Source organism: Phytomonospora sp. NPDC050363 (assembly GCF_040655735.1).
GTDB lineage: Bacteria > Actinomycetota > Actinomycetes > Mycobacteriales > Micromonosporaceae > Phytomonospora.
Genome location: NZ_JBFAKK010000013.1, coordinates 56,012 through 75,803, shown reverse-complemented (window position 1 = coordinate 75,803; position 19,792 = coordinate 56,012). Strand labels below are relative to the sequence as shown.

General features: G+C 70.1%; 18 protein-coding genes. 8 read left to right on the top strand and 10 right to left on the bottom strand.

Annotated elements, in window-relative coordinates:
• Nucleotides 1–79: 79 nt before the first annotated feature.
• The gene (locus tag AB0I28_RS29900; RefSeq protein ID WP_357498920.1) at nt 80–433 is read right to left on the bottom strand and encodes a VOC family protein; all 354 of its coding nucleotides are present in this window, start codon (nt 431–433) and stop codon (nt 80–82) included.
• Between the two features lie 172 nt (nt 434–605).
• Here AB0I28_RS29900 and AB0I28_RS29895 point away from each other — a divergent pair, with 172 nt between their 5' ends.
• On the top strand, nt 606–1,229 hold the full coding sequence (locus AB0I28_RS29895; protein WP_357498918.1) for a hypothetical protein: 624 nt from the start codon (nt 606–608) through the stop codon (nt 1,227–1,229).
• A gap of 55 nt (nt 1,230–1,284) precedes the next feature.
• On the opposite strand, the gene AB0I28_RS29890 is transcribed toward AB0I28_RS29895, so the two are convergent.
• Nucleotides 1,285–1,830, bottom strand: coding sequence for a dihydrofolate reductase family protein (locus AB0I28_RS29890; protein WP_357498916.1), 546 nt, complete (start codon nt 1,828–1,830; stop codon nt 1,285–1,287).
• 209 nt (nt 1,831–2,039) lie between these two features.
• Here AB0I28_RS29890 and AB0I28_RS29885 point away from each other — a divergent pair, with 209 nt between their 5' ends.
• On the top strand, nt 2,040–2,207 hold the full coding sequence (locus AB0I28_RS29885; RefSeq protein ID WP_357498915.1) for a hypothetical protein: 168 nt from the start codon (nt 2,040–2,042) through the stop codon (nt 2,205–2,207).
• Here the strand turns inward: AB0I28_RS29885 and AB0I28_RS29880 are convergent.
• Nucleotides 2,200–2,838 carry a DUF998 domain-containing protein gene (locus AB0I28_RS29880; protein ID WP_357498913.1) on the bottom strand — a complete coding sequence of 213 codons (639 nt, stop codon included), beginning with the start codon at nt 2,836–2,838 and terminating at the stop codon, nt 2,200–2,202. The genes AB0I28_RS29885 and AB0I28_RS29880 overlap by 8 nt on opposite strands.
• Nucleotides 2,839–2,926: 88 nt before the next feature.
• Nucleotides 2,927–5,632, bottom strand: a complete 2,706-nt coding sequence (ppdK, locus tag AB0I28_RS29875) for a pyruvate, phosphate dikinase (protein WP_357498911.1) — start codon at nt 5,630–5,632, stop codon at nt 2,927–2,929.
• A 553-nt stretch (nt 5,633–6,185) separates the two neighbouring features.
• Here ppdK and AB0I28_RS29870 point away from each other — a divergent pair.
• Nucleotides 6,186–6,755, top strand: a complete 570-nt coding sequence (locus AB0I28_RS29870) for a snapalysin family zinc-dependent metalloprotease (RefSeq protein WP_357498910.1) — start codon at nt 6,186–6,188, stop codon at nt 6,753–6,755.
• On the opposite strand, the gene AB0I28_RS29865 is transcribed toward AB0I28_RS29870, so the two are convergent.
• On the bottom strand, nt 6,676–8,046 hold the full coding sequence (locus tag AB0I28_RS29865; RefSeq protein WP_357498908.1) for an MATE family efflux transporter: 1,371 nt from the start codon (nt 8,044–8,046) through the stop codon (nt 6,676–6,678). The two genes, AB0I28_RS29870 and AB0I28_RS29865, sit on opposite strands and share 80 nt — an antisense overlap.
• 97 nt (nt 8,047–8,143) lie before the next feature.
• Here AB0I28_RS29865 and AB0I28_RS29860 point away from each other — a divergent pair, with 97 nt between their 5' ends.
• From AB0I28_RS29860 to AB0I28_RS29840, 5 genes are all read left to right on the top strand, one after another.
• A complete protein-coding gene (locus AB0I28_RS29860) occupies nt 8,144–8,668 on the top strand; it encodes a PadR family transcriptional regulator (protein ID WP_357498906.1) in 525 nt (174 codons plus the stop codon).
• Nucleotides 8,669–8,738: 70 nt separating this feature from the next.
• Nucleotides 8,739–9,143, top strand: coding sequence for a hypothetical protein (locus tag AB0I28_RS29855; RefSeq protein WP_357498904.1), 405 nt, complete (start codon nt 8,739–8,741; stop codon nt 9,141–9,143).
• A gap of 107 nt (nt 9,144–9,250) precedes the next feature.
• Nucleotides 9,251–9,643 (top strand): DUF3224 domain-containing protein, encoded by a 393-nt coding sequence (locus tag AB0I28_RS29850; RefSeq protein WP_357498902.1) that lies wholly within the window; start codon nt 9,251–9,253, stop codon nt 9,641–9,643.
• Nucleotides 9,644–9,694: 51 nt separating this feature from the next.
• Complete coding sequence (locus AB0I28_RS29845; RefSeq protein WP_357498900.1) at nt 9,695–10,114, top strand: SRPBCC family protein; 420 nt, start codon at nt 9,695–9,697, stop codon at nt 10,112–10,114.
• Nucleotides 10,101–10,646 (top strand): TetR/AcrR family transcriptional regulator, encoded by a 546-nt coding sequence (locus AB0I28_RS29840; protein WP_357498898.1) that lies wholly within the window; start codon nt 10,101–10,103, stop codon nt 10,644–10,646. The genes AB0I28_RS29845 and AB0I28_RS29840 overlap by 14 nt, the downstream gene beginning before the upstream one ends.
• Before the next feature lie 3 nt (nt 10,647–10,649).
• Here the strand turns inward: AB0I28_RS29840 and dusB are convergent, their stop codons facing one another.
• Genes dusB through AB0I28_RS29815 form a run of 5 tightly spaced genes read right to left on the bottom strand, consistent with a single transcriptional unit; the run spans nt 10,650 to nt 19,779 of the window.
• Nucleotides 10,650–11,855: a tRNA dihydrouridine synthase DusB gene (dusB, locus tag AB0I28_RS29835; RefSeq protein ID WP_357498896.1), complete on the bottom strand. Its 1,206-nt coding sequence runs from the start codon at nt 11,853–11,855 to the stop codon at nt 10,650–10,652.
• Nucleotides 11,852–13,042: a TIGR02679 family protein gene (locus AB0I28_RS29830; protein WP_357498894.1), complete on the bottom strand. Its 1,191-nt coding sequence runs from the start codon at nt 13,040–13,042 to the stop codon at nt 11,852–11,854. Before AB0I28_RS29830 ends, dusB begins: the two co-directional genes overlap by 4 nt.
• Before the next feature lie 59 nt (nt 13,043–13,101).
• Complete coding sequence (locus AB0I28_RS29825) at nt 13,102–17,076, bottom strand: TIGR02680 family protein (RefSeq protein ID WP_357498892.1); 3,975 nt, start codon at nt 17,074–17,076, stop codon at nt 13,102–13,104.
• Entirely contained in the window at nt 17,069–18,286 is a 1,218-nt protein-coding gene (locus AB0I28_RS29820; RefSeq protein ID WP_357498890.1) for a TIGR02678 family protein, read from the bottom strand. Before AB0I28_RS29820 ends, AB0I28_RS29825 begins: the two co-directional genes overlap by 8 nt.
• On the bottom strand, nt 18,283–19,779 hold the full coding sequence (locus AB0I28_RS29815) for a TIGR02677 family protein (RefSeq protein WP_357498888.1): 1,497 nt from the start codon (nt 19,777–19,779) through the stop codon (nt 18,283–18,285). Before AB0I28_RS29815 ends, AB0I28_RS29820 begins: the two co-directional genes overlap by 4 nt.
• Nucleotides 19,780–19,792 lie beyond the last annotated feature (13 nt).

The window sequence follows — 19,792 nt, the reverse complement described above, 5'->3', positions numbered from 1 at the left end:
TGTCTCTCCGATTCGTTCAGTACGATGTACGGAGAAGATTAGGAAGGCTTGCGGACAACGACGGTCCTCAAGCGTGAATTCACTGTTCCCGGGCGGTCAGCACGCAGAACTCGTTGCCCTCGGGGTCGGCGAGCACGACCCACGGAACCTCGCGCTGGCCGATGTCGACGTGCCGGGCGCCCATGTCGACGAGCCGTTCGACCTCGGCGTCCTGGTCGTCGGGGTTGAGGTCGATGTGCAGGCGGTTCTTGCCGGTCTTGGCCTCGGTGAGGGGCACGAAGCAGATCCCGGGGTCGCCGCCGTCCTTGCCGCGGATGACGGCCTCGTCGCGGCTCTCGTAGACGAGTTCGTAGCCGAGCACCTCACCCCACCAGCGGGCGAGCCGGGCCGGATCCGCCGCGTCGATCACGATCGTGTGCCACCGGCTGCCCACAATGGACTCCCTCCGTTGGGATCGGGTGCCTCGATAGTGCTGCGTTACCGCACGGTGGTCAAGGGGTCGGCGCGCGGCAACCTTTGCGCCATCCGGTGGACGCGCTCGGCACGGTGCGCCATGATTTGTCCAACGTGGACCTCGTTCGGGGTCGGCGGGAACGGGAGGCACGATGGCCGCGACGGACTCCCCGAGGCGCCCGGTGCTGCTCGTGGCCGTCGCCGTCGTCCTGCTGGTGAGCGCCTTCGGGGTGTGGCTCGGCGATGAGGGTGAGACCGACCCGGTCGCGCATGGGGAGACCGCCGACTCCCCGCCCCCGTCCGACGACGGCTCGCTGACCACCATCGACCTCGGCGTCGCCGCGGAGGGCTTCCACCGGGTCTGCGCGGTCCCCGGCCACGACACTCCCGAGGCCGCGGCCTACGAAGGGCCCGGCCCGCATCCGATCGTGGTGTTCGGCGAGGCCGGCGGCGAGTGGGTCCGCAGCCTCGACGTGGCCGTCGCCGACTTCCCCGCGAACTGGACCGACGCCGACATCCGCCGCGTCCAGCTGATCGGCTGCCTGTCGACCGGGCGCGGCGCCGAGCTGGGCACCTGCGGCGCGACGGTCGCGATCCACGCCGCCCACTACGAACTGACCGTCCACGAGGCCAGGACCGGCGAGGTCGTCGCGATCTTCGCCGCGACAGGACACGAGTACGACTGCTCCGCCCTGGTCGCCGGCGAGAACCTCGCCCGCCTGCCGGCAGGCCGCATGGAAGACCTGATCCACGACGTCATCGAGGGCCGCGCCTGACCCGGGCACGGAACCGGGCCCCGCCGCGGCGGGGCCCGAGTCTGCTCGTCGGGGACTACTCGGCGGCCTTGGGGCGGTAGCTGGCGATGATCAGCCCGGTCGGGTTGACCTTGGTGTCGATCAGCTCGAAGGTCGCCTTGAAGTCCTTCAGCGGCGCCGAGACGCTGTCGGTGCCCTCGAAGACGGGGTGGATCCAGAAGTGGACCTCGTCGACGAGCCCGGCCTCGATCAGCGCGGTCGTGACCGTCCCGAACCCGTACTGCAGGATGTTGCCGCCCTCGGTGGCCTTCAGCGCCTTGACGGCCTCGACAAGGTCGCCTTGGAGGACCTCGGTGTTGTTCCACGCCGGATCGGTCAGCGTGGTCGAGGCGACGTACTTCTTGACGCTGTTGAAGTAGGCCGCGCCCGTCGTGGGGTCGCTCTCGTCCATGGTCGGCCACACCGCGGCGAAGCCGTCGTAGGTCGCGCGGCCCATGAGCAGGGCGTCGGCGGCCTCGGTCTGCGCGGCGGCGAAGTCGGCGTCGAAGTACGGCATGGTCCACATGGGGTTCTCGATGACGCCGTCGAGGGTGATGTAGGTCGAGTTGACGAGCTTGCGCATGTCGTTCTCCAGGTTCTGGGGTGTTCGCCGTTGACAAGAAGAACTCTGCCCGAGCCCGCTTACGATCCGCTTCAGGTCGGCTTTCGCGCGCCGGGCGTGGCCGTAAGCACAGGTCGTCCGGGGTGAGTGTTGCGTCACTGTCCGGAATGGACAGAGCCTGCGGACCGCTATCGTGGGTGGTACACCCCGACCGTCCCAAGGAAGGAAAAATGAACACTCGATCGCCGATCACGACAGGCGACCAGCACCACCACGAGGAACCGGCCGTCGACAGGCAACTCGTCGACGACGGCGACCCCTGGGAGTACTTCCTCTCCGCCGCGACCGACGAGGCCCGCACCGAGGACCGCCCCTCCTCCGAGCTGGCGCTCATCTGACCCCCTCGGTCCCCTGCCGCCTGAGCACCGCGAGAGCCGCGAGCAGTTCCCAGGCGATGATCGGGTAGACCGACCCCCGCTCCCAGGCACCGGCGCCGAACGGGAGCGTCACGCCGGCGACCGAGCCGGCCGTCAACACCAGCAGCGACACGAGTCCTGCGGCCCCCAGGACCACGCTCGCGCCCCGGAAGGCGCGAGGACGGGCCGACGGTCGCAGGACCAGTCCGCCGGCGATGACCGCGGCGTTGCCCCCGACGATCGCCATGGCCGCGCCGACGACATGCCAGTCGACCCCCGGCTCGCGAGATCCGCTATGCACGAGACCGACCAGCACGTTGCCGACGCCGTGCGCGACCGCCAGCGCCAGAAAGACCCCGCGACCACGCCACGCGGGAGCCGCGACGAACACCAGAGCCCCCGCGAGCGCGAAGAGCAGTCCCTGACCGGCGAAACCCAGATTCATGACGGCCGCCGCCGGTGAGCTTCCGGGAATCCCGAGATCGCTGATGTAGTCGGCGGCATAGCCGTAGCCGGAAAGCGCCCGGGCCGCGACGGCCTCGGCGACGAGATACCAGGCGGCCGCCACCGCCCACAGCACCCCCGCCGCGACGAGCGGGGCCCGGCGAGTCATCGCGTCCCCTTCCCGTGAGGACCAACGCGGCGGCCACCCGCAGGCGGCCGCCGGTTCGTCAGCGGTCGGCGAAGACCGTCAGCGGCTGTCAGCGGCTGTCGACGTTCTCACCCGCCGCGCGCTCCTCGATGACGGCCTGCGCGGCCGCCAGGCGCGCCACCGGCACCCGAAACGGCGAGCAGGACACGTAGTCGAGGCCCGCGGAGTGCAGGAAACGCACCGACTCGGGGTCGCCGCCGTGCTCGCCGCAGACACCGAGGTGCAGGTCGGGACGGGTTTCCCGGCCGCGCTTCACCGCGATCTCGATGAGCTCGCCGACACCGGAGACGTCGAGGGTCTCGAAGGGCGAGGCGGGGAAGACGCCGAGTTCGAGGTAGCGGCCGAAGAAGGAGCCCTCCACGTCGTCGCGGGAGAAGCCCCAGCCGAGCTGGGTCAGGTCGTTGGTGCCGAAGGAGAAGAAGTCCGCCTCCCCGGCGATGCGCCCGGCGGTCAGGGCCGCGCGCGGGATCTCGATCATCGTCCCGATCGGCGTGCCGCCCGAACCCTCGACCTCGGCGAGGATCTTGTCGGCCTGCGCGCGGATCACGGCCAGTTCGCGGACGTCGCCGACCAGCGGCACCATGATCTCCGGCCGCGGGTCCTCGCCCTCGGCGCGCAACTTCGCGGCTGCCTCGGCGATGGCGCGGACCTGCATGTCGTAAAGGCCCGGAAGGGTCAGCCCGAGCCGCACCCCGCGCAACCCCAGCATCGGGTTCTGCTCGTGGATGCGCCGCACGGCCGCAAGCAGCCGCACCTCGCGCTTGTGCTCGTCGCTGTCGTCGCCGCGCTCGTCGGCCAGCGCCACCGATACGGCGAGATCTTCGAGCCCCGGCAGGAACTCGTGCAGCGGCGGGTCGAGGAGACGGATCGTGACGGGCAGGCCGTCCATCGCGCGCAGGATCTCCACGAAGTCGGCGCGCTGGAGTTCGAGCAGCTCGGACAGGATCGGCTTGCGCTGCTCGTTGTCGGTGGCCAGCACGAGCCGTTCGACGAGGATCCGCCGGTCGCCGAGGAACATGTGCTCGGTGCGGCACAGGCCGATCCCGGCGGCCCCGAAACGGCGGGCGCGTTCGGCGTCCTCACCGGTGTCGGCGTTGGCGCGCACACCCAGCCTGCGCGTCTCGTCGGCGTGGCCCATCAGGCGCGCGACGGCCGCGATGAGCGGGTCCCCGTCGGGCACGGTCCCGTTCTCGAAGTACTCCACCACCGGCGACGGCCGCACCGCCACCTCGCCGATGTAGACCGCGCCGGTGGACCCGTCGACGGAGATGATGTCCCCCTCGCCGATGACGACCTCCTTGCCGTCGGGCCCGGTCACCACCGCGCGATCGGCCTCGACGTCGAGCGAGTCGGCACCGCACACGCACGTCTTGCCCATCCCGCGCGCGACGACCGCCGCGTGCGAGGTCTTCCCGCCGCGCGCGGTCAGGATGCCCTGCGCGGCGATCATGCCCGGCAGGTCGTCGGGATTGGTCTCCTTGCGCACCAGGATCACCGGCGCGCCCGTGGCCGCCCGCGCGGCCGCGCGGTGAGCGTCGAAGACGGCGGCACCGACGGCCGCGCCCGGAGAGGCGGGAACGCCCACGGCGACCTTCGGCGTGTCGGCGCCGACCTCGCCGAAGGTCGGGAACATCAGCTGCGCCAGCTGCGCGCCGGTCACCCGCCCGAGCGCGGTGTCGAGGTCGATGACACCGTCGTCGATCAGGGACGCGGCGATCGTGAACGCGGCCGCCGCGGTGCGCTTGCCCACCCGCGTCTGAAGCAGCCACAGCCGCCCGCGCTCAATGGTGAACTCGATGTCGCACAGATCGCGGTAGTGGTCCTCCAGGATCCGCGCCGAGCGCATCAGCTCGTCGTAGCTCGCCCGGTCGATATCGGCCAGCTCGCTGATCGCGACCGTGTTGCGGATGCCGGCCACGACGTCCTCGCCCTGCGCGTCGGCCAGGTAGTCGCCGTAGACGCCCTGCGCGCCGGTCGCCGGGTCGCGCGTGAAGGCCACACCCGTACCGGAGTCCGAGCCCAGGTTGCCGAAGACCATGGCGACGATGTTGACCGCGGTGCCCAGCTCGTCGGGGATCCGCTCGGTGCGCCGGTACAGCACGGCGCGCTCGCCCTGCCAGGAGGAGAAGACCGCGCGGATGGCCAGGCGCAGCTGCTCGGCGGGCTCCTGCGGGAAGTCGCCGCCGGTGTGCTCGGAGACGATGGCCTTGAAGGACTCCACCAGCTCCTTGAGGTCGCCGGCGTCGAGATCGACGTCGTTCTCCACGCCCTTGGCGGTCTTCGCCGCGGCCAGCGCCTCCTCGAAGGGGTCGCCCGGCACTTCCAGGACGGTCTTGCCGAACATCTGGATCAGGCGGCGGTAGGAGTCGTAGGCGAAGCGCTCACTGCCGCTCTGGGCGGCGAGGCCGGCGACGCTGCCGTCGGAGAGGCCGACGTTGAGAACGGTGTCCATCATGCCCGGCATGGAGAACTTCGCGCCGCTGCGGACCGAGACGAGAAGGGGGTCGGCGGCGTCGCCGAACTTGCGGCCCATCTTCTTCTCAAGGGCGGCGAGGTGCTCGGCGACCTCGTCGTCGAGAGTGGACGGGACGTCCCCGTCGGCGAGGTAGGCGCGGCATGCCTCGGTGGTGATCGTGAAGCCCGGCGGGACCGGCAGCCCGATGTTGGTCATCTCCGCGAGGTTGGCACCTTTTCCTCCGAGAAGATCGCGCTGATCTTTATTTCCTTCAGTGAAATCGAAGACGAACCTTTGCATTTCGGCCTCCCGACTGCGCGGCCGCGTCGTTGCGGCAGGTGGTCGTGGACGCTAACGGCTCCGCGTGGTGATCGTAAGTCCACAGTGGGAAATCGCACTCCACGCCGCGTATGCGCGCTCGTTTCCACGCTGTCACACACACCGACACTCAGCCAGACAAGTGACGTTAAGCGATTGACGGCCCCGGGCGGGCCGTTTCGGCTGGGTTGATACCCACCCCGGCGTCGCGTCATACGATCCGGTCGGACGACTCACACCCCGGCGGCGGCACGGACAGGACGGCGTCCCCCTTGAGGGCGGTGCCGCGATCGCGACCGGCACCGAACTGGCCTTCGACGGCGGCTGAAGCACCGGACCGGCCGTCACGTACGTCATGGGCCGGTGACAAGTCACTGACTGATGGGCCGTTATTCAAGGGTTTCCCCTACTGGCGTCGCTTAGGTCCCTTTCAATACCGTCTGAAGGGTCCTCACGGATACCGCGAGGTGACAGGGCGGTGTCCGTCGGCCCACCACCGCGACCCGGCACGGTCGCGTACTCAAGGGAGTCCCCCGTGTTATCGAAGCGTTCCATCCGCGCCTTCGTCGGCGCACTCGCGATGGCCCTCGCCATGGTCGGCGTGCAGTTCGCCGCCCAGAGCCCGGCCGCCGCCGACCCCTCTGTCCAGGCGCGCACGGTCTACTACACGGCGTACGCCTACAGCTCCCAGTCGAGCCAGGCCGCCTCGATCTGGAACAGCGCGGCGCCCAACGTCCGCATGGTCAGCTCCAGCAACGGCAGCATCCGGATCTACGGCACGACCGGCGGCGGCTCTCGCGCCTACGTGTGCGGTCTGGGCTGCGCGACGATCTACATCGACAGCCGCGACATCGCCGCGGGCCACAACGCGCTGCGCATCGTCGCCCACGAGATCGGGCACGGCCTGGGCCTGCCCGACACCTACAACGGCATCTGCTCCTACCTGATGTCGGGCGGCAGCGCCGGCACGAGCTGCTCGAACCCGTACCCGAACGCCGGTGAGGCCAGCCGGGTCAACAACCTGTTCAGGTCGGCCCTGACCTCGCAGGTCGGACCCTTCGTCTCCGACGTGTACGACCCCTCGCTGGTTCGCGCGACGGTGTGATCGACCGTGGCCGGCCCGTCGATCCCCGGGCGGGCCGGCCACCCAGGAGCAGGACCAGCTGGAGCGCGACGGCACCGCTGAGCGCCAGCCACACCCCCGGCAGCCCGAACACGGCCGACAGGCCGAAGGCCAGCGGCACCTGGCAGACGGCGCCGGCGAGGGTGACCGCGAAGAGCCTCCCGCCGTTTCCCTCCCCGAGCCACACGCCGGTGGAGGCGATGAGGCAGGCGAGGAGCAGCAGGTAGGGCGCTGTCCAGCGCAGGAAGGAAACCCCGGCGGCGATCACCTCGGCGTCGGAGGTGAAGGCCCGCATCACCCACGGTCCGGCGACGATCGCCGCGAAGGCCGCGATGAGGCCGGCCGCCGCGCCGATGACGAGGGTTTCCCGCGCGATGGCCCGGGTCGGGCCGCCGGCTCCCCTGGTGTGGGAGGTGTGGATCGTGGCGGCCTGGCGGACGGCGTAGAAGCCCATGGTCGCCGCGTACGTGGCCTTGGTGCCGATCCCGTAGGCCGCGACGGCGACCGGCCCGAAGCGGGCGACGGCCGCGACCATCACCAGCGCACCCGCCATGCGGGTGGCGAACTCCGCGGCCATCGGGACTCCGGTGGCGGCGATCCGGCGCGCGTCGGCCCAGGCCCCGGTCGTTCGTGGGCCGGCGGCGGCTCTGCGGAGCAGGACGAGCCCGACGCCGAGGGCGACGGCCCGTCCGATGACGGTCGCGAGGGCGGCGCCGGCGACGCCGAGTCGGGGAAGGCCGGCGAGGCCGTAGATGAGCAGAGGGTCGAGGACCAGGAGAACGAGGTTGCCGAGCATCGCCAGCCGCATGGGGGTGCGGGTGTCGCCGAGCCCTTTGTAGATGCCGTTGACGGTGAGCTGGGCGAAGAACACCGCAAGGCCGGGCAGGCTGACGGCGAGAAAGGCGACGGCGTGCTCTCGCGCCTCGCCGGGCGCGGTGAAAAGCGCCGCGATGGGCTCACGGGCCAGCCAGCCACCGAGGGCGACGACGGGCGTGATGGCCGCGTACAGCAGCCAGGCACCGCGGATCGCCGAGCTGATCCCGGCGGTGTCGCCGGCTCCCCTGCGGCGGGCGATGAGCACGGTGGCGCCGAGTTCGGTGACGAGGATGACGCCCATGAGGGCGTTCTCGACGTTGGTGGCGATCGCGACGGCGGCGACGGCCCCGGCGCCGAGGCGGGCCACCCAGATCATGTCGATGACGCCGGCGACCACGCCGGCGAGCAGTTCGAGGTAGACGGGTCCGGCGAGGGCGAGGAGTCGTCGGCGGTGCATGAGGGGCGCTCCAATAACTCGAAACGTGTTACCTCGAATCGAGGTGCCTCGGAACGATATAACCTGGAATCCCGTTCGACAACCGGAGGGAAACGGCGTGCTGACGCTGGCGATCCTGGGTTTCCTCTACGAGGAACCGCTGCACGGCTATGAACTCAAGGCCCGCATCTCGGCACTGACCGGGCACGTCAAACCCGTCAGCGACGGCGCCCTCTACCCGGCGATCGCACGCCTGGAGAAGGGCGGGATGCTCGTCCGGCGTACCGAGTCGGGCACCGGCGCCGCCCCGCGCCAGGTACTGACCCTCACCGAGGACGGCCGTGCCGAGCTGCTGCGCCGCCTGCGCGAACCCTCGGCGGTCGACATCACCGACCGGAACCGCTACTTCACCGTGCTGGCCTTCCTGCGCCATCTGCCGTCGACGCGGGAGCAGGCCGCCGTGCTGCGCCGTCGCCTGGAGTTCATCGAGGCACCGGCCGGCTTCTTCGTCCGCGACGGCTCGCGCGTGCGCGCCGGCGACGTCGCCGACCCCTTCCGCAAGGGGATGGTCGAGATCGCCCGCGCCACCTCGAAGGCCGAGCGCGAGTGGCTGTCGCGGACGATCGGCGAACTCACGTCTTGACACTGACTAGATAGCGGGCTAGCCTCACCATGAACGTTAACTTGACATTGACAAGATTGGGTGAGGGAAAATGCTCGACGACACCGGCCGGATCCTCTCCGGCGTCATGCTGCTGACGATCGTCACGATCGAGTTCGGCGGCTACTTCATGACCAAGATCGTGCGCGGCCAGGTACCCATGACCGACTTCCAGAAGTCCTTCGCCAGAGCCGGGCACGCCCACGCCGGCGTGCTGGTGATCCTCGGCCTGGTGACGCAGGTGCTCATGGTCTCCACGACCCTCACCGGCCCCGTCGCGTGGATCGCCCGCCTCGGCGTTCCCGTCGCGGCGATTCTCATGTCGGGCGGCTTCTTCGCCGCCTCGGCGGGCAAGGGCCGCACCCAACCCAACAAGGCGATCGTGATCCTCATGCTGGGCGCGGCATCGCTCGCAGCGGGCGCGCTGGCGCTGGGAGTCGGCCTCCTGATTGCTTAGTTCGCCCTCGACCTCATCCGCGAGCGCCGGGCGCTCCCGGTCGTGCGGGTTGCCGGAGCCGGTTTCCTAGACTCCCTGAAGACCGAGTCGATCAAGGGAGTACGCCGATGCCGCACCTGACCGGAACCTTCGACCTCACCGGCTGGGAGCCGGCCACCGTCGACGACACCCCGGGCGCCCAGCTCGCCCGCGTCCGCATCACCAAGACCTTCCACGGCGACCTCGCGGGCGGGACCAGTCTCACCGAGATCCTCACCTTCGCCAGCCCCGACGAGAGCCTGCGCGCCTACGTCGGCCTTGAGAAGTTCACCGGCACCATCGCCGGCCGTACCGGCTCCTTCGTGCTCCAGCACGAGGCCCGCGCCGAGGGCGAGGACCAGTCGCTGACCTGGCGCATCGTCGCCGGGTCGGGAGCCGACGGACTCGCGGGCATCACCGGCGAGGGGACGATCGCGAACGAGGACGGGGTGCATCGGTTCACGCTGGACTGCGAGGTCTAGCAGCGGGGATCGCGGCGGCGACACCCACGCCACGCATGTACCATTTGGTACATGCACCTCACCGCCTCCGCCGCCACCACCGCCTCACCCCGACGGTGCTGGACGGTGCTCACCGACGTCGCCGACTGGCCGAACTGGACCACCTCCATCACCTCCGTCACCCCGTTCGACGGTCCCGAACTCGCCGTCGGCCGCCGCTACCGCCTGGAGCAGCCGGGCATGCCCGCCCTCGTCTGGACCGTCAAGACGCTGGTCGAGGGCGAGTACTTCGACTGGGAGGCCCGCTCGCCCGGCGTGCGCACCGTCGGCCGCCACGCCCTGCACCCGACCGACACGGGAACCCGCATCGAGGTCGGCATCGACCAGACCGGCCCTCTCGCCTGGCTCGCCGGACTGCTCATGGGCGCCAAGACCCGCCGCTACCTGGCCCTGGAGGCCGCCGGGCTGAAGGCCGCCGGTGAGTCCCGCTGACGTCCTGCTCGACCGCTGCGTCGAGTTCCTGCGCGCCAACGGCTTTCGCGACAACAGCCTGCGCCAGATAGCCGCCGGCGCCGGAACCAGCCACCGCATGCTGATCTACCACTTCGGCTCGCGAGAGGGCCTGCTCGCCGCCGTCGTCGGCCGCGTCGAGGCCGAGCAGCGCACCGCGCTGGCCGCGCTGACCTCGGCGAGCGAGAAGGCGGAGTCGGCCGAGGCGTTCTGGCGGCGCGTGACCTCGCCCGGCCTCGCGCCCGCCGAGCGCCTCTTCTTCGAGGTCTACGCGCTGGCGCTGCACTCCCCCGACTGGGCCGCCGACTTCGGCGGTGCCGTCGTCGACGCCTGGCTCCCGCCGCTCACCGAGCTGCTCGCCGCCGCCGGGCACTCCCCCGAAGAGGCGAGCGCGCGGGCGCGGCTGGCCCTGGCCACCACGCGCGGGCTCATTCTCGACCTGCTGCTGACCGGCGACCGCGAGGCCGTCGACGCCGCCGCGGCTGCCTTCCAGCGGATGCTCTTCGACGGCTGAGCGTCAGCCGCCCGAGTGCTCCAGGTCGGCGCCGGAGGGGACGGTGTCGTCTTCGGGGTCGTCGAGCCAGCCCTCGGGGAGCTGGACGCGCGCCGGGGAGTTCACGCGCCCTCGCGACTGGCCGAGGATCGCCGTCGGGAAGGGCTGGTCGTCGAGCCTGCCGAGCAGGTCGTCGAGCTCGGCGAGGGAGGAGATCATGGCCATCGAGCGGCGCAGTTCGCCGCCGACGCCGAAGCCCTTGAGGTACCAGGCGACGTGCTTGCGGAAGTCGGTGCAGCCGTGCTCCTCGGCGCTGATCCTGCGGCGCTTCTCGGGCCGCAGGGTCGTGCCGTCCTCGGGCGGGTCGCCGGCGTCGGCGTACCAGGCCACGAGCAGTTCGGCGTGCCGGCGCATGATCCCGGCGACCTCGGACAGGTCGGGAAGGACCCGCTCGTCCGGCCGGGGGTCACGGCCTTCGGCGCGGGCGGCGAAGGCGTTGGCGAGGTCGGCGAACAGCCACGGCCGCCCCAGGCAACCGCGCCCGACGACCACGCCGTCACAGCCGGTCTCGTCGACCATCCGCAGCGCGTCGGTCGCCTCCCAGATGTCCCCGTTGCCGAGGACCGGGACGTCGAGGTGCCCCTTGAGCGCGGCGATCGCGTCCCAGTCGGCGGCACCCGAGTACCGCTGCGCCGCCGTCCGCGCGTGCAGGGCCACCCACGCCACCCCCGCGTCCTGGGCGATGCGCCCGGCGTCGAGGTAGGTGAGCAGGTCGTCGTCGATGCCCTTGCGCATCTTCACCGTGACGGGGACGTCGCCGGCAGCGCCGACCGCGGCGCTCACGATCTGCTCGAACAGCCGCCGCTTATAGGGGATCGCCGAGCCGCCGCCCTTCTTGGTGACACGCGGCACCGGGCAACCGAAGTTCATGTCGATGTGATCGGCCAGGCCCTCGTCGACGACCATCTCGACCGCCTTGCGAACCGTGACGGGATCCACACCGTAGAGCTGGAGGCTGCGCGGCGACTCGTTGGGACCGAACGCGACCATCCGCGTCGTCTTCGGGTTGCGCTCGATGAGCGCCCGCGTCATCACCATCTCGCACGTGTAGATGCCGGCCCCCTGCTCCGCGCACAGCTGACGGAAGGCCACGTTGGTGATCCCCGCCATGGGTGCGAGCACCACAGGGGGGTCGACGACGTATTCGCCCAGCGTCAGAGGTCCGGTCACGTCTTCGAGGATGACACGTCGTCCGCGAAGCCAGTACGTGGGCTGGGCCTCAGGGTGAACGCGGCGAGCTCGTTGAGCAGGACGTCCGCCACCCTCTCCTCGCTGACCGTTCGTCGCGTTTCCCGCATCGCCTGCGCCAACTCCGGATCCCACGGTGTTCCGGGTACCTCGACGGCCGTGAAGCTTCCACGGGCGGCGCCGGCTGCGGCCCGGTAGTCGTCAGCCGACATGCGCCAAGGCTGAGCCCCTGTCTTGGCCATGACGTACGCGGTGATGCGCAGGCCCGCGGGATCGAAGTCTCCGTGGTACCTCAGCAAGGCCCCCGCGTCGGCGAGCATCCGCAGCAGTCTTATCCCCGCACCGTTGGGCCATCCGGCCGTGCACACAAGTGGCGGGCAGGCTGGACCGAATCGTCGAGTGGCAAGACTCATCAGCGACGGGTTCTCCACCACATGGACCACGGCTCCCTCGCGGAGCCGCAACCGATCGGTGACGCGCAGCTGGGCAAGCGTCAGGACACTCGCGTGACCGGCCGAGGACCACTCCGCCATGGCGCGGACGAGAGGGCACTGTCCTTCCAAGGGGAGCCCGAACGACAAGACGGTGGTGGAAAGCTCGTCGCAGTCCACTCCGACGGAGGCCCACGCCGCCCGTCGGGTCTCTGCGTCCACCGGCTCAGGACTCGATGTCAAGGCGGCCACGGCTCGCAGCGCGAGTGCCTGCACACGGCCGTTGTCGAGGGCGTGGGTGTCCCCGAGAACCGTCTCCGCGAACAACGGCAAGGGAACTCCGTCGGACGGGAGCGCCGAGAGCACCGCCAGAACCTGCTTGAGAACGGTCCGGGTCTCCGCCATCGAACCGAGAACGCCGCCGGCGCGGATCGCCTCCGCCCAGGTGCGCAGCGCCGGCTGGCCGACGATCTGCGGATGATCGGTGAGCCATTCCCACAGCGCGTCGCGTTCCAGACGCCGACGCGCCCGTTCAGCGGCCTCGTCCCGCAACGGGCCCACCAGTTCGGTCACGATGTCGGCGACCTCGGCACGCGTGACGGCCTCGATCGCGGCCAATCGCACGGTGAACTCCCCGGGGACCAGCATGGACTTACCGAGCAGGTCCGAGATGGCGTGGCGCTCGACCTCGGTGAGGCCGGTCAGGCGGACGGAAGTGACCTTCTGCCCCGACGACAAGCGACGGTGCGCCTCATTCCAGAGCCTTCGCAGGCCGGGCTCGTCGAGCCAGCGGTAACTCAGAACAACACCCCCTCCTCCTCGTCTTCGGCGACGAGCCCGTGTCCGTCCCAGGTGTAACGCATCGTCGTCACCGCGTCGTCGGTGTCGTCGGCGCCCAGGATGGTGTGCACGGCGATGCCGTCGAGCTCGGGGTATTCGCACCACTCATGATCGGAGGTCAGCGCCATGTCGAGGTCCATCGACGACATGAGGGCGAAGACCTGGCCGCGGTTCTTACGGTCCACGCCGACGAAGACCTCGTCGAGGAGGATGAACCTCGGGGAGGACGGGGAGCTCTGGTAATGCACGGCGACGGCCGCGAACAGCGGCAGGTGCAGGGCGATGGCCTTCTCCCCGCCGGACAGGGCGTCGTGAAGGGACTTGCTCAGCTTCACCCAGCCCGCGCCCCGGTCGAGCTGCACCTCGAACTCGTGCCACTGCGTGTAGTCGAAGACCCGCCGCAGCTGGTCGTGCCACGGCAGGGGATCGTCGGACTCCCGCATGGAGTCCACCCGGTGACGAAGGAAGTCTCGTAGAGCCTGGTTCTGGTCCTGGGTGAGGGTGCCGGGATTCTTGAGCAGCAGTTCGCGGGCCTGCTTGGCCCCGGCCTCCAGGTCAGCGCGCATCTTCCACACGAGCTTCACGGCCACGTTGGACGCCGTGCGCACCTTCTCCAGTCGCGCGTTCATGTCCTTGACCTGCTGGTCGGCCTCGCGAATGCGTTCGGCGAGGTTTCCACGGGTCTGGCCGGTGAGGATCTGCTCGAACAGTTCCCGCTCCTCCTCGGTCAGTTCTTCTTTCGCACGGCGTCGCTCGGCGTCGAGCCGATCGAAGAGGGCTGTCGCGCTCATGCGGACGCCGTCGGCGGTCACCACGAGGTGCTGGACCTCGCCGTCGGGCCGAAACTCCAGGTCGGCGTGGCCGCTGAGGCTGGGGCGCAACTCGTGGACGGTGTCGCGCAGGCGTTCATGGGCGGCGCTGAGGTCGTCCACCCGGTGCGGGGTCTTCTCCAGCTTCACCGCGACGTCGCGGGCCGCTTGGAGGGTCGCCTTGACCCGGTCGTCGGTGTCGACGCGGATGTCCAGCCTGGCATCTTCACGCAGAGCACCGCCGAGCAGGTCGCGGAACCGCGCGGCAACCGCGTCCCGAGTCTCGGTGGTGTCGTGACGCCGCTTGTCGGCGGCGTCGAGGTTCGCCTTGAACGTCGCCTGGGTGGCACTGAGCCGCACATGCCGTTCGGTGGCGAGCCGGATCGCACCTTTGAGGCGTCCGGACTCCTCGCGCAACCCGGCGATACGCGCTTCGATCTCCCGCACGGTGGCGCCGACGGTCGCATCGAGCTGCGCGACCTGCTCTGCCAGCTCAGCGGCCTCGATCGCGGCCTCGCGGGCGCTCGCGTCGAGCTCCCGTTGCAAGGTCTCGGCCTCGCTGACGTGGCCGGCGGCCGTATCGCGGCGCACGGTGGCGTCGGCGGCGCGAGCCGCGGCCTCAAGCCACTCCCCGGCAAGATCACCGAAGCGCTGCACAGCGGTGCGAACGGAATCGAGACCGGGTTCCTCGGCAGGAAGTCCGTGCTCTGCGGCGAGCATGTCGACCCGGGCATGAGCCGCCCGGAGTCCGCCCTCCGCCTCGGTGACCCGGTCCCGGCTCGCCGCGACCGCCCGCTCGCGCTCGGCCCGGGTCTGCGCGGCCTGCTCGGCGGACCTGGTCAGTTCCGCGAGGCGGCTGCCGGAAGGTATCGCGCGTTGCTCGGCGTCCAGTCGTTCACGCCGAGCCGCCAGCTCGTCCAGCACCACCGTGGCAGCGGACAGCGCGGTGTCGAGGACCGCCAAGTGCTCTCGAAGCTCGGCGACGCGGGCCGCGCGATGGCGCTCACGCGCGCTCGCCCCGATGTACTGAGGTTGCGACTTCGCCCAACTTCCGTGGGCGCTGCCCAGACGCCAGGTTCCGTCGGCGCCGATGCCGCTGGCCGCTTCGGGGGCACTGGGCCCATAGGCGATCCCGGCGAGTACCGCCCGGACCCGTTCGGCGTCGACGGCAGGTTCTTCTTCGACGGTAAGGATCTCGGCGAGCGATGTCGCCGGTGTAGTGCCGAGCGGCACCGCGAAGGTGTCGTGACCTTCGACGCGGGCGGTTCCGGCCGGATCGAGCCAGGCGTCCAGAAGCCCGGACGCCTCCAGCGCGGATTCCACCCCAGCCTGCACGGACGCCGGAACGTCATCGCGGAACGCCACCAACCGCCACAGCGGGGCCCCTGGACGTCCACCGCGTTCCGCTGAACGGGTCGGTGGGACGGACGGAGCCACTGTCTTGGTCCGCATCAGGTCATCCAGGCCGGCCTGGGTGGCGGCGCGGTCGGCCTGGAGTTCGACACGACGGCGCTCGGCCGTCGCCGTTTCGGTAGCGGCCTCCGCGACCGCCCGCTGCGCCACCCGGTGAGCGACCGTGCGAACTCCTCCGTCGTCGCCGACGGCGTCGCGTAGCTCGGTGACCTCACTCTCATCAAAGCGCAGTAGTGTGCAGGCACCAGTCCACGCGACAAGGCGGTCGCCATACGACTCGCTCTCGGCGTCGCGCTCGGAGCGAGCCCGTTGCAGTGCTTGGTACGCCGCCTCCAGGTCACGGCGGTCGTCGTCAACACGCTTGTCCGCAGAGGCGCGCAGTTCCTCTGCGCTGCGCCGGGCCACCACAGCCTTCCCCACCGCCCGAACCTGACCGAGGCGCGAGTCGACGGCCGCGCGCAGCAGAAGCCTGGCGGTTCCCTGCTGTCCGGCCATCTCCCCGACGACATGCTCCAGGCCCGCCGTCTCGGCGGCCCGCCTGGCGGCCGCGGCCCGGTCGGCGACCTGCTCCTGTGCCCGAGTCAGCGATGACTTCGCCGTCCCCAGCTCCGCACGGACCCGGTCTGCCGCCGAGCGCTGCCGCCCGGCCCGGTCGCGTTCCTCGGCGGCCTTGCGAAAGGCGTTCGAGGACTGCTCCCGAAGCCGGTCGAGCCGACCGCCGCCGCGGTAGTCCTCGGAGTCCTTCAGCGCCACGACAGCCGCCTCGCACTCGGCCTGCCGCCGCTCGTCACTCTCCCGATTCTCAAGGAGGCGCTCGATTTCCCCGGTGACCTTGCCGAGCCCTTCACCTGCCAGCCGAGTGTCACGGGTGGCGGCGTCCATGTCGTTCGTCGCCCGCACCAACTCCGCTGAGGCGGCACGGAGGATTCGCTGGGCGTAGGCCCGCTGCCGATCCCGCAGACTCTTGGCGGCCGCCAGCTGCGTCTCCAGGCCCTTGATGCGCTCGCCGTGCCGGTCGAGGCGCTCGAAACCCTCGGCGAGCTCGCCGATCTCGTCCTCCTTGAGCGGAGGCAGGGCCTTGGAAAGCAGGACCGACAGGGCCTTGGGGTCGAGTCGTTCGGAAAGCTTCGGCGTCCGCAGTTGCAGAAGCGCGTTGATCAGGGAGTCGTAGCGCGAAGGGCTGAGTTCGCCGAACAGCCGGCGCCGGATCCGGTCGCGGTACACGTCGCGTTCGCATACTCCATCGCCGAGGAGGGCCTTGAGTTCCCGCACGCTCAACGGCGAACCGGTCGGGTTCTTCAGCGACGGCCCGTCATCGAGGCCGATCCGGGTGTCGGCGGTGAAGTAGTCCTGGTTCACCTTGCTGTCACGGTTGGAGGCCTGGAGCCGGACTCCGCAGGTGAACCAGTCGCCGTCACCGTTCCCGAACTCCAGCCACAGGTATCCGACGCGGGTCTGCCCCTCGGTGCCCTCGCCCATGAGGTTCCAGTGCATGGTGCGGGTCCTCGTGCCGAAGGTGGACAGCCGGGTGGCGCGGATGTCGGCGTCGAGGAGATAGGGAAGCAGTAGTTCCAGGGCCTTGGACTTGCCGCTGCCGTTGGGACCGCGGACGAGCAGCCGTCCTTTGTGGAAGGTGAAGATCTCGTCGTAGTAGCGCCAGACGTTGAGGATCCCGGCTCGTGTCGGGCGCCACCGTGAGGTCTCAGTCATCGGAGTCTCCTTCGCCGGTGGTGGTCTTCACTTCGGTGAGCCGGTAGCGGTGCGCGGCGGGAAGCGCCCGGATCGCCGCCGAGTTGCATTCGTCGATCAGTTCGAAGGCGGCCAAGACGTCGAGTGCCTCGCGCAAGAGCCGGGCGGTGCCGTCCGGCCGGTAGCTCCTGGCCCATCTCGGGTGCTCGGCCATGCGGTCGGCGAGATGGGCGTGCAGTTCCTCCCGGGTCAGGGTCCCGGTTGTGGTCAGCCGGTCCAGGAGCAGCAGCGCGGTCTGCTTTGCGGTACCGGTGTCGGGAAAGGTGTCGTCGGTGGACAGGGCGTCGGGGTCGACGAACATGACTCCATCAGCACGTTCCTCCAGCACCATCCCCGCGTTTGCAGCCGCCTGGCCTATGGTCCTGCGGCCGCCGGACGAGCGCAGATAGGTGAGTTCGTCCTCGGTGATCCGCTCGTAGTGAACGACCGGATCCTCCAGGAGCCGACGCATCAAACGGTGCCGGGACCGCTGGTTGCGCCGGACACGAATCGCCTCGGTGTCCTCATCGGACAGTTCTTGACGCGGCTCCCACAGCAGACCGTGGACACGTTCGGCCGCGTCGGAGGCCGCTACACGGGTCGGAGCCTGGGGCGCGGCGAGAAGGTTCATGAGCATCGCGGGTTCGGCTTTGAGCAGTGCCTTCGCCGTGGAGGAGTCGAGGTATCCGTCCGCGGTGCCGTCGAGCAGGACGAGGGCGCCGAGATCCTCGAAAGTCTTCAGGACGTCTACCAGGGCTGCCCGGTCGCCACGTTCGGCCGTATCGAAAGACGGCAGCGCCGTGTCGGTGGCGAAGGTGTGAGCGAGCTGGTCGGCGAGGATGCCGATGGTGGTCACCGGCCGGTTCAACAGCTCGGCGGCCGTCACACACAGGACGATGTACCGCAACCGGTCGTAGGGCGCCTTCGTAGCCCGTGCGCGCCGCAGCGGGCGCCTCGGGTCCGGAGGGCGGATCTTGTGCAGCCGCGCGTATCCGGCACGCGGGTCGACGTCGAGGCGCCAATCGCAGTTGACCTTGAAGTACTGCTCCAGCCCTTCCCTGGCTCGCCGGACGAGCGCGAAGGCCTCGGGCTGGGCGGCGGCGGTCAGCAGCGGGTGCCGCAGGAGCATCCGGACGGCACGGGTGAAGTCGCGATGCTCGTCCTGGGCGAACAGGTTCTTGGCGTTGCTCATTCCCCGCTGCCGCCGATCGTGAGAAACCAGTCCGGTCCCCGCAGTTCACCCCGGTCGGTCACCAGTACGGCGACCCGGTCGTCTCCGGTGGGCCGCAACCGGACCCAGGTACGTCCGTCACTTGTGGAGGCGCGGCGGGACCGGTCGGGGCCGGGCTTGCTCTCCAGCGCGAGTCCGAGTAGTTCCAGGAAGCGGGAGAAGCCATCGGCCGGAAGGCGGCCGACGTCGGAGAGCCGCACCTCACCACCGGTGTGCAGCAGCCGCCAGGCGGCCTCCACCTGCGCGCGTTCGATGGCGGCCTCCGCGCGGCGTTTGCGCCGGATCGCGGCCGTGTCGCGCACATTGGCGGGCCGTCCCTGGTGGGCGACCCGCCCGGAGGTGCGCAGTGTCGCCGAGACGGGTACTGGGGACTGGTCCCAGCGTTCGGTGGGGGAATGGCGTTCGGGGTCGTCGTGGTGGAGGTGGGCGTGCCGGGCGGAGGTGAGGCCGAAGGCCGCGCCGAACAGCAGGTGAGCCTCGGACTCGGTGTCGGTCTGGGCGAACCAGCGCGCGAGCGTTCGCAGGTCGGCCACGGTGCTGGAGGCCCGCCGCCGTTCCATCTCGAAACGTTCCAGAACGTTGAGAAGAGTGATGATCGCCTTGCGGGCCAGGTCGTGCAGCTGGCGGACCCTCGGGTCGCCGCCGCCGAACCAAGTGCGCAGCCCGGCCCACCTGCGTCGTCGCTGTGCCAGCCAGTCGTCTCGTCCGGCCGTTCCAATCGTCGGCGGCAGCTCCGCTCCGGCGAGCGCGCGGCGGTGCAGGTCCTCGGCGCCCTGTTCCTCCACGCGGGCCAGGGCGAGGCGGATACGTTCGGCGAGTTTGTCGAGGTCGGCGCAGAACTCCTGGAGGTAGGAGACGGTGGCCGACTTGACGGCCCGAAACACCTCGACATCGGTCTCCTGGGGACGCAAGAGTCGCTGGAGCTGGCCGTTGAACTGCTGCGTGTTGGTGCGCAGTGCCTCCAGGTGGCCTTCCAGTTCGGTGACGGCGGTGTAGATCCGGCGATCGAGGACGGTGCCGGTGTGCATTTTGTAGAGGTCGTCGAGGCGGTCGGCGATCGCATCGAGGACAGAGGTCTGGAGGGCGCCGGCGGAGCTGAGGATCTCGTGTGCTCGTTCGAGGGCGGCGATCGCGGCCTCGCCCTGCTTGGTGAGGGAGTACCGGAGGTTATTGCGCTCGTACTCCTCGGCGGTGCGGTAGTTGTGGCCGCCGTCCTGCACCGGGTCGAGCAGTTCCCAGTTTTCGAGTGCGGTCAGTCGCTTGGCCAGTTCGGCGTCCTCGATGGGATCGAACCATCCGACCTCACGGAGGAGGGCGCGGACCTCATCGCGGCTGAGGGCGGTGTCGAGGCGGTCGTTGGCTTCACCGAAGGCGGTCAGGATCGCGGTGTTGATGTCGGCGAGGGCGCCGGTGGTGAAGACGAACAGGCTTGTGGGCAGACGGCCAAGGGTCATGGGCTCCCTCGCG